Annotated in this window: 13 protein-coding genes; 5 read left to right on the top strand and 8 right to left on the bottom strand. The window is 76.0% G+C overall.

Going from position 1 to position 12,448, the window contains the following annotated elements; translation table 11 throughout:
• Nucleotides 1-70 precede the first annotated feature (70 nt).
• Together OG470_RS35000 and OG470_RS34995 are read right to left on the bottom strand one after the other, a co-directional pair.
• Complete coding sequence (locus OG470_RS35000) at nucleotides 71-1,153, bottom strand: polyprenyl synthetase family protein (protein ID WP_328418909.1); 1,083 nt, start codon at nucleotides 1,151-1,153, stop codon at nucleotides 71-73.
• Between the two features lie 9 nt (nucleotides 1,154-1,162).
• Nucleotides 1,163-1,564: a helix-turn-helix transcriptional regulator gene (locus tag OG470_RS34995; protein ID WP_328418908.1), complete on the bottom strand. Its 402-nt coding sequence runs from the start codon at nucleotides 1,562-1,564 to the stop codon at nucleotides 1,163-1,165.
• A 290-nt stretch (nucleotides 1,565-1,854) separates the two neighbouring features.
• On the opposite strand from OG470_RS34995, the gene metF reads away from it, so the two are divergent.
• Together metF and OG470_RS34985 are read left to right on the top strand one after the other, a co-directional pair.
• Nucleotides 1,855-2,772, top strand: a complete 918-nt coding sequence (metF, locus tag OG470_RS34990; RefSeq protein ID WP_328418907.1) for a methylenetetrahydrofolate reductase [NAD(P)H] — start codon at nucleotides 1,855-1,857, stop codon at nucleotides 2,770-2,772.
• 44 nt (nucleotides 2,773-2,816) lie between these two features.
• Nucleotides 2,817-3,506 carry a CDP-alcohol phosphatidyltransferase family protein gene (locus tag OG470_RS34985; RefSeq protein ID WP_328418906.1) on the top strand — a complete coding sequence of 230 codons (690 nt, stop codon included), beginning with the start codon at nucleotides 2,817-2,819 and terminating at the stop codon, nucleotides 3,504-3,506.
• A 57-nt stretch (nucleotides 3,507-3,563) separates the two neighbouring features.
• Here the strand turns inward: OG470_RS34985 and OG470_RS34980 are convergent, their stop codons facing one another.
• Genes OG470_RS34980 through OG470_RS34955 form a run of 6 tightly spaced genes read right to left on the bottom strand, consistent with a single transcriptional unit; the run spans nucleotide 3,564 to nucleotide 8,892 of the window.
• Nucleotides 3,564-5,051, bottom strand: a complete 1,488-nt coding sequence (locus OG470_RS34980; RefSeq protein ID WP_328418905.1) for a phytoene desaturase family protein — start codon at nucleotides 5,049-5,051, stop codon at nucleotides 3,564-3,566.
• Between the two features lie 11 nt (nucleotides 5,052-5,062).
• The gene (locus tag OG470_RS34975) at nucleotides 5,063-6,190 is read right to left on the bottom strand and encodes a glycosyltransferase (RefSeq protein WP_328418904.1); all 1,128 of its coding nucleotides are present in this window, start codon (nucleotides 6,188-6,190) and stop codon (nucleotides 5,063-5,065) included.
• Nucleotides 6,187-7,065: a carotenoid biosynthesis protein gene (locus OG470_RS34970; RefSeq protein WP_328418903.1), complete on the bottom strand. Its 879-nt coding sequence runs from the start codon at nucleotides 7,063-7,065 to the stop codon at nucleotides 6,187-6,189. The genes OG470_RS34975 and OG470_RS34970 overlap by 4 nt, the downstream gene beginning before the upstream one ends.
• Nucleotides 7,062-7,613 (bottom strand): GNAT family N-acetyltransferase, encoded by a 552-nt coding sequence (locus OG470_RS34965; RefSeq protein ID WP_328418902.1) that lies wholly within the window; start codon nucleotides 7,611-7,613, stop codon nucleotides 7,062-7,064. The genes OG470_RS34970 and OG470_RS34965 overlap by 4 nt, the downstream gene beginning before the upstream one ends.
• On the bottom strand, nucleotides 7,610-8,347 hold the full coding sequence (locus tag OG470_RS34960) for a monooxygenase (protein WP_328418901.1): 738 nt from the start codon (nucleotides 8,345-8,347) through the stop codon (nucleotides 7,610-7,612). The genes OG470_RS34965 and OG470_RS34960 overlap by 4 nt, the downstream gene beginning before the upstream one ends.
• A gap of 56 nt (nucleotides 8,348-8,403) precedes the next feature.
• Complete coding sequence (locus OG470_RS34955; protein WP_328418900.1) at nucleotides 8,404-8,892, bottom strand: YbaK/EbsC family protein; 489 nt, start codon at nucleotides 8,890-8,892, stop codon at nucleotides 8,404-8,406.
• Between the two features lie 442 nt (nucleotides 8,893-9,334).
• Here OG470_RS34955 and OG470_RS34950 point away from each other — a divergent pair, with 442 nt between their 5' ends.
• The 3 genes from OG470_RS34950 (at nucleotide 9,335) to OG470_RS34940 (ending at nucleotide 12,436) form a co-directional block, all read left to right on the top strand.
• Nucleotides 9,335-9,784 (top strand): SAV_6107 family HEPN domain-containing protein, encoded by a 450-nt coding sequence (locus tag OG470_RS34950; protein ID WP_328418899.1) that lies wholly within the window; start codon nucleotides 9,335-9,337, stop codon nucleotides 9,782-9,784.
• A gap of 101 nt (nucleotides 9,785-9,885) precedes the next feature.
• Entirely contained in the window at nucleotides 9,886-10,683 is a 798-nt protein-coding gene (locus OG470_RS34945) for a hypothetical protein (protein WP_328418898.1), read from the top strand.
• A 55-nt stretch (nucleotides 10,684-10,738) separates the two neighbouring features.
• Entirely contained in the window at nucleotides 10,739-12,436 is a 1,698-nt protein-coding gene (locus OG470_RS34940) for a DNA polymerase Y family protein (RefSeq protein WP_328418897.1), read from the top strand.
• Nucleotides 12,437-12,448 lie beyond the last annotated feature (12 nt).

The raw sequence follows: 12,448 nt of genomic DNA, 5'->3' as shown, positions 1-12,448 counted from the left end.
GTCGTGCCGCTAACTTCATGATCGACCGGGGCGGGAGGCCCGAGCCGGGAGGGGGGAGGGGGGAGGGGGGTTAGTCGGCGCGGCGGGTGGCGGCTATGGCTAGGTCGACCAGGGCCTGGCGGGCCTCGGTGTCCAGGTCTACGGCGGCCAGCGCCGCCAGCGCGCTGTCGGTGAGCGTGACGATCCGCTGCTCGGTGCGGGCCAGCGCGCCGCTCGCGGAGATCAGCTCACGCAGCCGGGCCACCCCCTGCTCGTCCAGCTCCGGGTCGCCGAGCCGGCCGAGCAGCAGCTCCCGGCCGGCGTCGTCGGTGGCCTCCACGGCCGCCGCGACCAGGTACGTGCGCTTGCCCTCGCGCAGATCGTCCCCGGCGGGCTTGCCGGTCTGCGCCGGGTCGCCGAAGACCCCCAGCACGTCGTCGCGGAGCTGGAACGCCTCGCCCAACGGCAGCCCGTACGCCGAATAGGCCGTCCGCACGTCGGCCGTCGCGTCGGCCAGTGCGGCGCCGAGCAGCAGCGGACGTTCGACCGTGTACTTCGCCGACTTGTACCGGGCGACCTTGCTGGCCCGCTCCACCGAGGTGTCCCCGGTGGCCTGGGTCAGCACGTCGAGGTACTGCCCGACGGTGACCTCGGTGCGCATCTCGTCGAAGACGGGCCGGGCGCGGACCACCGCCCGTAGGTCCAGCCCGGCGGAGTGCAGCAGCTCGTCGGACCAGACCAGGCAGAGATCGCCGAGCAGGAGCGCCGCGGCGTCACCGAACCCGTCCGGGTCGCCGCCCCAGCCAGCCGCCCGGTGTCGGGCGGCGAACCGCCGGTGCACCGCCGGCTCACCGCGCCGGGTGTCGGAGCGGTCCATCAGGTCGTCGTGGATCAGGGCGCTGGCCTGCACGAACTCCAGCGCGGCCAGGGCGGTGAGCACCTGGTCGGAGTCCACCCCGCCGGCGCCTCGGAAGCCCCAGTACGCGAAGGCCGGACGCAGCCGCTTGCCGCCGCCGAGCACGAACGCCTCGATCGCCTCCGCCACCGGGACCAGGGCGTCGTCCACCCGGGTCAACCGGGCCCGCTGGCCGGCCAGGAACTCGGTGAGGGCCTTGTCGACCCGCTGTCGCAGGCCGGCGCGGTCGACGGGAGACACGGGAGCAGCGTGGGTCACGCCACGACGCTAGCCGGTCGTCATGGCCCGCGCTCCACCGCCACGCGTAGTCCCGCCGGCCCGCCCGGCGGCGCGGCCCGGACCCGTCCGCCCGACCGGCCGCGCGCTGGCCACGGTTGCCCGCCCCGGCCCGCCGACCCGCGTCGGGCCTGCTCGCCGGGTGCTCGCGGCGGCCTCGGCGAGCACCACCAGCGGCACGTCCAGCACGATGGCGAGCCAGCCGAGCCAGAACCCTCCGGGGACACGCCGCTGCCGTTCCCACCGGGACACCTCGTGCCGGCTCAGCGTCGGCACCCCCGCGGCGGTACACAACTCGGCGGCGGTGCGCTGCTGACTCCAGCCCAGAGCCGACCGGCGCAGGGCGAGCAGCGGCCCGAGCTGTGGCGGGCGCGGTGGTGGGGACGGGGTCATCGGTCCTCCCGGCGGGGGTCGGTGCGGTGACGACCCGCCCGCCTGAGCGGACGGACCGGCGTCACCGGTCGGCTGCTGACCCCCGCGCGTGCCCCCGGGCCGCCCCCGCCGCCCCTCCCGCGCCACCCATTCCTACCCCGTGGGTACGACGGCTTCGCGCCCGCCGGGCCGGGCGGACGGGCCCCCGCCGGTCGCCGGGCGGGGCCCGGATACGCCCACGGACCTGTCGATCCGTATACCGGCGTGGGAAGCGTCTGGGTGGCGGTGGCGCCGCCCGCTAGAGTCGAGTCGTGGCGCTCGGTCTTCCCTCGGTACTCCCCAATCCGCAGCCGGCGATCGGGGAGCTCATCCGTGACCGCCAGCCGACCTTCTCGTTCGAGTTCTTCCCGCCCAAGACCGAGGCGGGGGAGCGGCTGCTCTGGCAGGCGATCCGCGAGCTGGAGTCGCTGCGCCCGTCGTTCGTGTCGATCACCTACGGCGCGGGCGGCTCCACCCGGGACACCACCGTGGCGGTGACCGAGCGGATCGCCACCGAAACCACCCTGCTGCCGATGGCCCACCTGACCGCGGTCAACCACTCCGTCGCCGAGCTACGGCACGTGATCGGCCGGCTCGCCGGGGTGGGCGTCCGCAACGTGCTGGCGGTGCGCGGTGACCCGCCGGGCGATCCGGGCGGCGAATGGGTGCGCCACCCCGAGGGCGTGGACTACGCCGAGGACCTGGTCCGCCTGGTGCGCGACTCCGGTGACTTCAGCGTGGGTGTGGCGGCCTTCCCGTACAAGCACCCCCGCTCAGCCGACGTGGCCAGCGACACCGCGCACTTCGTCCGCAAGTGTCGGGCCGGCGCCGAGTTCGCGGTCACCCAGATGTTCTTCGACGCCGATGACTACCTGCGGCTGCGCGACCGGGTCGCCGCCGCCGGCTGCGACACGCCGATCCTGGCCGGTGTGATGCCGGTGACCCAGATCGGCACCATCGAGCGGTCCGTGCAGCTGTCCGGGGCGCCCTTTCCGTCGGCGCTTGCGACGCGCTTCGAGCGGGTCGCCGACGACCCCGAGGCGGTCCGCCAGCTCGGCATCGAGCAGGCCAGCGACATGTGCCGCCGACTGCTGGACGAGGGCGTGCCGGGGATCCACTTCATCACCCTCAACCGGTCCACCGCGACCCGCGAGGTCTGGCAGAACCTCAAGGCCGGCGCGCGGGTGTGACCAGGAAGTCCGCGACACCTGATGACCGGCACGACGGTTGATCCGTGGTGGGCACACAGCTGAACTGGGACCAGTACGCCACGGCGTGGGCGCGGCTGCACGGCGGGTTTGACCCCCGGACCGCTGCGCCGGTGGTGCGCGCCTGGCTGCGGTTCTCGTACCACGTCGGGTACGTGCTGGGCCGGCTGCGGGTCACCCCCACCCCGGTCACCGTGGCCGGGGTGCTGCTCTGCTTCTGCGTACCGTTGCTGGCGACCCGGCCGGGGGACGGGCCGTTCCTCGGCGCGCTGTTCGTGCTGCTCGCCTCGGTGGCCGACAGCGTGGACGGGGCGGTGGCGGTGGCCACCGGTCGCACCACCCGGCTCGGCTACGTCTACGACTCGCTCGCCGACCGGCTCGGTGAGGTGGCCTGGCTGCTGGCGTTCTGGCTGGTCGGCGCGCCGGGCGCGCTGGTCGTCGCGGGCGGCGCGCTGTCCTGGCTGCACGAGTACGTCCGGTCCCGAGCGATCTCCGCCGGCATGCGCGAGATCGGCGCGGTGACCGTGGGCGAACGCCCCACCCGGGTCTCGGTGGCGCTGGTCGGGTTGCTGGTCGCCGGGTTGGCCGGGCTGATCGAGCCGGACCTGGCCGCCGGCACCATCACCATGGCGACCGCGGTGTGGGTGCTGCTGGCCGGCTTCGGCCTGGGGCAGCTGCTCTCCACCGTCCGCCGCGCGCTGCTCGACGCCGGCTGACCTCGCGCTGCTCGACGCCGGCTGACCTCGCGCTGCCCGCAGGCGTCAACAACGTCCCTACCAGGCCGGGCCGATCTCGTCGGCGACGATCTGCGCGGAGAGGGTCACCATCGGCAGCCCGCCACCGGGGTGGCTGGAGCCGCCCACCAGCCACAGTCCGTGCGCAGGGCCCCGGTTGGCCGGGCGGAGCAGCCCACCGGCGGTGCCGTAGATCGAGCCACCCGGCGCGCCGGTCGCCACGTCCAGGTCGGCCGGGGTGCGGACCTCGCGGAACAGCAACCGGTCGCGCACGTCGACGCCGCGCTGGGCCAGCACGTCCAGGATCCGGTCGGCGTACGCGTCGGCCAGCCCCGGGCGTCGCCAGTCGACCGCGCCCGCTGCGGTGCCCTGCCGGGCGGCGTTGACCAGCACGAACCACGCCTCGTGCCCGGCCGGGCGGACCATCGGGTCGTCGGCCACGGTGACGAACACCGTCGGGTCGGCCGCCGGCCGGGCCCGTACGCCGCGTCCCGGGTCGCCGAAGACCGCGTCGAACTCCGCGTCGTAGTCGCGCGGGAAGAAGACGTTGTGGTGCGCCAGCCCGGTGCTGCCCGAGACGCCGAGCAGCAGCACGAAACCGGCCAGGCTGCGGTCGGTCAGCCCGGCCAACCGGCGCGGATGCGGCAGCAGGTCGCGATAGACGGTGAGCGCGTCCACGTTGGCCACCACCACGTCGGCGGGCACCGGCGCGGCGACGCCGGCGAGGCGTACCCCGTGGACCCGGCCGCCGGTGGCGTCGATCCGGGTCACCGCGGCGCCGGTCTGCACGACCACGCCGAGGTCCAGGCAGCGCGTCAGCAGCGCGTCGGCGAGCGTACCCAGCCCGCCGCGCAGGTACCAGCCGCCGAAGGTCAGCTCGGCGTAGGGGACCGCGGCCAGCGCCGCCGGCGCCCGGCGCGGGTCGGCACCGGTGTAGGTGGCGTACCGGTCCAGCAGCATCCGCAGCCGCGGGTCGGACAGGTGCCGGCGGCCCAGCCCGCGCAGGGTGCGGCCCGGGGCGATGGCGGCCAGGTCGCCGATGCGCCAGGCCAGCGACGCGAGGTCGCGGGGGGAGTCGACGGTACGGCGCAGGATGTCCCGCGAGGAGGCGTGCCACACCCGTGCGGCCCGGCGCCACAGCCGCTGCCAGTCGGCCGCTGCCCGATCACCGAAGGCGGCCCCGATCCGGGCGGCGAACTCCACCGGGTCGGTGCAGGAGTCCAGCGCCGGGCCGCCGTCGGGGAAGACGTGCCGGACGATCGGGTCCAGCGGGGCCAGGTCGAGGTATTCGTCGAGCTTCGCCCCGGTCGCCTCGAACAGGTCGTGAAAGACCTCGGGCAGGGTGAGCAGGCTCGGCCCGGTGTCGAAGTGGAACGACCCGGCCGGGGTGTCGTGCGTGTACCGGCCGAGCTTGCCGCCGACCGTGTCGGCCCGCTCGAAGACGGTCACCTGGTGCCCGGTGGCGGCCAGCCGGGCGGCGGTGGCGAGGCCACCCACCCCGGCGCCGACGACCACGATCCGCGCCATGTCGCGCCCTCCTAGCTGACCGGGCGGCCCCGCCAGGTCAGGCGGCGACGCTTTCGCAGATGGTACGACCGCAGGGTCAGCCAACCGAGGACCACGACCGACACGGGGTGTGCGAGCGCGTCGGGCCACCACCGTCCCCCGGTCGCCCGGGCGGTGAGCACCCGTCCGGCCGCTCCGAGCAGGTAGCCGGCCAGACCCACGGCGGCCACCACCGGAGCGCCGGCCGCCACGCCGGCCAGCGCGACCAGCGGCGGTGCGGTGTAGAGCAGGAGCAGCAGCGCCACCACGGCGGCCGCCGCGCCCGGGTGCCCGAACGACGCCCAGAGCGACTTCGAGTACCCATCGCGCAGCTGCGGCCAGTCGTCGTACATCCGGCAGGTGGCCAGCCGGGAGCCGTCGGCCAGGGCGATGCGCCCGCCGGCCCGTTTGACCGCCCGGGCCAGCTCGATGTCCTCCAGGATCTTGTCGGCGACCGCGGCGTGCCCGCCGGCGGCGGTGTAGCCGGCCCGGTCCACCACCAGGAACTGCCCGCCCGCCGCGGCCAGCGACGGCCGCGGCGAGCGTTCCATCGCGCGCAACGGCAGGAAGGTCAGCCAGAGCCACTGCAACAGCGGCTGCACCAGCCGGTCGGCCGCCGTCGTCACCACGATCCGGGGGTACGGCGACAGCAGCGTCGCGCGGGCGGCGCGCAGTTCGGTGACGGCCGCCGCCACGGCGTGCGGGGCGAGCACCACGTCGGCGTCGACGAAGACCAGCGCGGTGGCCGCCGGGTCGGCCCGGGTGGCCAGTTGCCAGCAGGCGTGCGGCTTGCCCAGCCAGCCCGGCGGCGGGGCGACCCCGGTGAGGAGGGTGACCCGAGGGTCGTCGCCGGCCACCGCACGGACCACCTCGGCGGTGCCGTCGGTGGACCCGTCGTCGAGGACCACGACGCGCAGCCCGGGCACGCCGCGCTGGGCGAGTAGGGCGCGCAGGCATCCGGTGACGCGGGCGGCCTCGTCGCGCAGCGGCAGCAGTACGGCGACCAGCTCACCGACCTCGTCCGATCGGTCGGTGGGCCGGCGCAGCCAGCGGGCGGCGTTGAGCCAGGTGTGCCCGGTCAGCGCGGCGACGGCGAGCAGCAGGGCGAGCAGGACGGTCATCGGGTCGCGTCGACGCCGGGCCGGTGCGGTTGGTGATCCACCCGGTGGTTGTCGCGGGCCTGGCGGGCGCGCAGCAGGGTCACCGCCAGCGGCACGGCGATCACCGACATGCCGGCCGCGCCCCAGAGCGCCGAGGCGGGCAGGTCGAGGAAGACCGCGTGGGCCAGGATGCTGGAGAAGTACGTCCACAGGTAGAGCGCGATCATCGGGTGATCCCGCTGGTCGGTGTGCTCGGCGGTCAGGCCGGCCAGCGGGCGCAGCGCGCTCATCAGCAGCACCGCGAAGAGCAGCCAGCCCAGGTAGTTGCTGACCGGGATGCCGGGCAGGCCGGGCAGCGCCGGGGTGGCGTTCCGCCAGGTCCAGTAGCCCTCGGCCACCATCTGCGGATCGAGGAAGAGGTCCCAGGCGGCCAACCCCAGTGCGGCCAGCGCGACCCGCCGGACCCGCCGGTCAGCCGTCGACCCGCTGCCGCCAGCCGTCGACCCGTTGCCACCAGCCGTCGACCCGTTGCCGCCGGTCAGCCGGACCGCCGCCAGCCAGGCCGGCCAGGCCATCCAGGTCCAGGCCAGCGGGATGATCAGCGGCACCCCGGCCAGCTTGGGACCGAGCTCCCCGGAGTAGTCGTAGCTGCCGAACGGCACGCCGGTGGCCACCCCGATCGCCTCGATCGCGAACCCGCCGCCGGTGGCCACCGCGACCAGCGCCGCCGCGGCCCGGAGGCCCCGGCTGAGCAGCGCGTGGCCGACCGAGAGCAGCCAACCGAGCACGACGGTGGCCACGGTGAGCCCGGCCCGCGTGGCGCCGCTGGTGAGCGGGTAGCAGATCTGGGCGAGCACCAGGACCGCGAGCAGCGTCCAGGAGACCCGCCGGGTCATGACGCCGGTGGCTCGAGCGGCAGGTCCCGACCGAGTACGCCGAACGGTCGCTCGTCGCCGGGGAAGTGGAAGTCGCGCAGCACGTCGACGAAGCCGAACCGCCGGTACAGCCGCCAGGCCCGCGAGGTCTGCTCCTCGGCCTCCGGGGTGGACAGCAGCGTGGTGTCGCCCTCGGCCATGGTGAGCAGCGCGCGCAGCTGGCCGGCGCCCAGGCCGTGCCCCTGCGCGGGCGGCCGGACGTGCAGCTCGACCACCTCGAAGCAGTGGGTGAGCCAGCGCTGCCGGGTCGGGACGTCCAGTGCCCGGTGCACCTGGTCGTGCCACCACTGGCCGGGGCCGCCCAGGTAGCCGTAGCCGAAGCCGGCGAGGTGCCCCTCGCTGGTCAGGCTGGCCACGGCCCGGAACCCGGGTCGGCGGACGTGGGTGGCGATGTAGCCGCGCCGGGCCTCCAGCAGGTCGGTGCGGTAACCCATCGCCTCGCCGTAGACGGTCACCACGTCGTCCAGCCGCCGGACGAGATCGTCCGGCGTCCAGCGCACCAACCTCATGCCCGTCCACCCTTCACCGTTCCCGGGTCGCCGTCGGCGACCCATCCGAGCACCGTCCGGTCGCCGACCACGTCGCGCACCTCGAACCGCGCGAACAACTCCTCGGCGTACCAGCCCGCGGTGGGAGTTCGCATGATCGCCGCCCGGTGCTCCGGGTGACGGTACGCGAACGCCACCAGGTCCGTCGGGTCGCGCCACACGCTCACCGTGCCCTGCCAACCCAGTGGCGCCTCGCCGACGCCGAACCGGGCCAGCAGCCCGGGAGCGTCGCGCAGGGCGGCAGCCACCGGGGGGATCGCCCGCCAGAAGGTGGCCGCCCGGCGGGCCCGCAGCCGGGCCCGGGTCAGCGCCAGCACCGGCCCGGTGACCCGGCCGCCCGACGGCTCGCCGAACGGCCGCTGCCCGGACCACTCACCCCGGCTGCTCAGTGGGCGCAGGTCGACCCGGGCGTGGGCGTGGGCGATCCGCGCCCAGGCGCGCCCGACCGGCGAGTCGTCGAAGCCGGCCGCCGCGGCGGGGGAGTCCCAGACGGTCAGCGCCGCCCACCGGGTCAGGTCGGCGTCACCCGGGCCGAAGCCGGTGCCGGTCCCGGTGCCCAGCAGCTTGCCGAACCGGACGCCCGGGAGGGCACGCAGTCGGCCCGGGTCCACCGCCATCCGGGTCAGCGCCCGGGGCAGCGCGCCGCGGGACGTCCGCCACACGTGCAGGGTGACCAGCTCTCCGACGCTGCTCACGCCACCGCTTCGCGGCTTCGCGAGCGCCTCGCTGCTGTGCCTGCTGGTTCGCTCGCTCACGCCACCTCGGTCGGGGTGCCGGCGGTGACCCGCAGCAGCTCGGCGTAGGTGGTCGGGAAGACCGCCTGCGGTACGCCGCCAGCGGCCCAGACCTCCGGGTACGCCGCCAGCGCGGTGTCCACCAGGGTGCGCAGTACGCGCGGGTGCCCGAGCGGAGCGACCCCGCCGATCGGCTGCCCGGTGTGCGTCCGGACGAACTCCGGGGTGGCCCGGCGCAGCCGGGTGACCCCGATCGACGCGGCCAGACCGGCGGTGTCCACCCGGTGCGCGCCGGAGGTGAGCACGAGCAGCGGCGCGTCGTCCGCGTCGAAGATCAGCGAGTTGGCGATCTGGCCGACCTGGACGCCGAGCGCCTCGGCGGCTGCCGCGGCGGTGTGCACCGCGTCGGGCAGCAGGCGGACCGTGCTGGGCTGGCCAGCGCCGTCGAGTGCGCCGGCGTCGGTGAGCGCGTCCTGCACCGCCCGTACGTTCGGGTGTGGCTGCATCCCGCCATTCTTCCCGGTCCGCGGTGCCGGGTTCACTCTGGTGCACCGGCCGGCGCGTCACACGTTGCATTTTCGTCGGAGGGGAGGTGTACTGTCAGCAGCAGTTAGAACGAGTGTTCGATTGCCTCGAACGCCCGTTCCAACCAGCCGGAGCGCGGTGTTTCGCGGCACCACCTCCGGGCGGTGTGGCTCCGCGGGCCGCACCTGGGTTTCCGGGCAGTCGCGAGCCCGGTCCCATCAGGCAGGAGCGTCGCTCGCCGCCCACGACCCCCGGGCGGCGGGCGACGAACCCGCCGGTACGCCGGCCGGGTGTGGTGTGGGGAAGCATCCACACCCGGCCGGCCACACCCGGTGCGTCTTCCTCCGCACCACCCGACCTCGGCGTCTCATCGGCGGCATCAGTGCGCCGGCCGACGCCCCGGCCACGTGGAGGAGACAGTCCATGCCGACCAACCCGGCTCAGGCACCGACGGTGCCGGCGCACGTGCTGCCGCACCGCACCCCCGCCCAACTCCTCACGTTGGCCCGGCGCGGGCTGATCGAAGCCGGCCAGACCCGACCCGACGGTTTGCGCTACGCGGCCGCCCACCTGGCGGCGCTGCGCGCGGCGGCCGCCCTGCTCGCCGCCCGCGCCCGACCCGCGCCGAGCCGCCGCAACCGGATCACCAGCGTCTGGGTCCTGCTCTGCGCCGTCGCCCCCGAGCTCGACGAGTGGGCCCGGTTCTTCGCCGCCGGTGCCGGCAAGCGGGCCGCCGCCGAGGCCGGCATCCCCCGGGTGGTCAGCGCCCGGGAGGCAGACGACCTGCTCCGCGCGGCCGAACAGTTCGTCACGGTGGTGGAGACCGCGCTCGGTGTGGCTCACCAACCGGCCCTGGACGGCCTCGCCGCATGACCCCGCCGTGACGCCGGCCGCCCGATGGGGGGAGCCGGGCGGCCGGCGTCCCGGCGTGCCGGTCCTGATCTGATCCACAGCAACGACGGGGGGTTGGTCCGATGGCGGGCCGCATGGTGGTCGGTTCCGCCGCACTGGCCGATCTGGTACGCCCGGCGAGCGCACCCGATCCGGAGGGCGGCCACCGGGTGCTGCCGGTGGTGCCTGAGCTGACCGGCCTGCTACCCAACCGGGGCCTGCGTCGGGGCAGCACCATCGCGGTCGCCGTCGGTCAACCTCGGCGCAGTGGCGGCACCTCGCTGGTGCTGGCCCTGCTCGCCGAGGCGTCCCGCGCCGGCTCGTGGTGCGCCGTGGTCGGGGTGCCGACGTTCGGCGCGGGCGCGGCCGCCGAGCTGGGCATCGCCCTGGACCGACTGGCCCTGGTGCCGAATCCCGGCCCCGAGTGGGCCACCGTGGTCGCCGCGCTGATCGACGGGGTGGATGTCGTGGTCACCGCCGTGCCGGCTGCGGTCTCCGCCTCGGTCGCCACCCGACTGGCCGCCCGGGCCCGGCAGCGCGGCAGCGTGCTCGTCCCGTACGGCCGGTGGGACGGCGCGGACGTGACGTTGCAGGTGGTCCGTGGGGTCTGGGAAGGGCTCGGGGCGGGCCGGGGCCGGCTGCGCCGCCGGGAGGTCACCGTCTCGGCGCGCGGGCGCGGGGCGGCCGCCCGACCCAAGGAGATCAAGGTCTGGCTCCCCGGTGACGAGCTCACCCGGGTGATCCCTCGTACGGTGCTGTCGCCCGTGGGCCGACCGGCCGTGCCGTTCGCCGGCCGGCCCCGTCCGGTGCCGCCGGCCGGTGACCGGGTCCGCGCCGACACCGCCCGGCAGGGCGCCCTCACCCTGGTCAGTCCGGCGTGACCGGGGTCGCGGAGCGCGGTGCCGTTCCGGCCGAGCCTGGCCCGGGAGGTCCGGGGTGACCGGCTCACCGGTACGGACCCTGCTGCTGTGGTGCCCAGATTGGCCGGTGCTCGCCGCCGAGATCGTCGACGGGGTGCCGGCCACCGGCCCGGTCGCCGTGCTGCACGCCAACCGGGTGGTCGCCTGCTCCGAGCGGGCCCGCGCCGAGGGGGTGCGCCGGGGGCTGCGCAAGCGGGAGGCGCAGGGCCGCTGCCCGCAGCTCACCGTCGTGGAGTACGACCCAAGCCGGGACGCCCGGGCGTTCGAGCCGGTGGTCGCCGCGGTGGAGGAGCTGGTCGCCGGCGTCGAGGTGGTTCGCCCGGGCGCCTGCGCGGTGGCCGCCCGGGGCCCGAGCCGTTACCTCGGCGGCGAGGAGGCGGCCGCCGAGCGGATCATCGAGCACATCGCCCAGTCGTGTCTGGTGGAGAGCCAGATCGGCATCGCCGACGGGGTCTTCGCCGCGGGGCTGGCCGCCCGCGCCGGCCGGGTGGTGGCGCCGGGCGGGACGCCGGAGTTCCTGGCCGGGTTGCCGGTCGAGGCGCTCGCCCGGCCGGCGCTGGCCGACCTGCTGCGCCGGCTGGGGGTGCGGACCCTCGGCGACTTCGCCGCGTTGCCGGCCGGTGACGTGCTGGCCCGGTTCGGGTTCGACGGCGCGCTGGCCCACCGGCTGGCCGCCGGGCGGGACCACCGCCCGCTCGCCGTCCGGCAGCCGCCGGCCGACCTGACGGTGACCGCCGAGTACGACGAGCCGATCGACCGGGTCGATGCGGCGGCGTTCGCCGCCCGTGCGCTGGCCGAGCAACTGCACGACCGGCTGGCCGGGCACGGGCTGGCCTGCACCCGGCTCGGCATCGAGGCGGTCACCGAGCACGGGCAGGAGCTGCACCGGGTGTGGCGGCACGACGGCCTGCTCACCGCCGCGGCCATCGCCGACCGGGTGCGCTGGCAGCTCGACGGGTGGCTCTCCGGCAGCAACGGCCGGGCCGGTGCCCGACCGGCCCGGCCGACGGCCGGCATCATCCGGCTGCGGCTGATCCCGGACGGGGTGATCGCCCAGGCCGGCCTGCAGTCCGGCCTCTGGGGGGAGACCGGCGAGGAGCGGGAGCGGGCCCACCGGGCGTTGAGTCGGGTGCAGGGCATCCTCGGCCCGGAAGCGGTGGTCACCGCGGTGCTCGGCGGCGGGCGCTCCCCGGCCGACCAGGTGCGACTGGTGCCCTGGGGCGACGAACGCGTCCCCACCCGTCCCGGCCCGCCGGCGCCGGGCAGCCCGGCGTATCCGGGCGGGTCGGCGTCCCCCGGTGGGCTGGCGGTCTCGGGCCGGTCGGCGGACCTGGGCGGATCGGGCGGTGGCGCGGCGCGGGCCGGGGCCCGGGTGGCGGGGGGTGCCCCGCCCTGGCCCGGCCAGCTCCCACCGCCCGCACCGGCGATGGTGCTGCCGAGCCCGCTCGCGGCGACCGTGCACGACGCCGCCGGAGAGCCGGTGGTGATCAGCGCGCGGTTGGCGGTGAGCGCCCCGCCCGCCCTGCTGGTGGTTGGTACCGGCCAGCCGGCGGAGATCGTCGGCTGGGCCGGGCCGTGGCCGGTGGACGAGCGCTGGTGGGCGCCGGCGGAAGCCCGCCGTCGGGCCCGGTTTCAGGTCGGCCTCGCCGACGGCACCGCCCTGCTGCTCGCCGTCGAGGCCGGGCAGTGGCTGGTGGAGGCGATCTATGACTGAGTGTTCAGCCAG

It is taken from the genome of Micromonospora sp. NBC_00389, assembly GCF_036059255.1.
GTDB lineage: Bacteria > Actinomycetota > Actinomycetes > Mycobacteriales > Micromonosporaceae > Micromonospora.
Note: the sequence above shows the minus strand (reverse complement) of the source record. Positions and strands in the feature narration are given on the sequence as shown.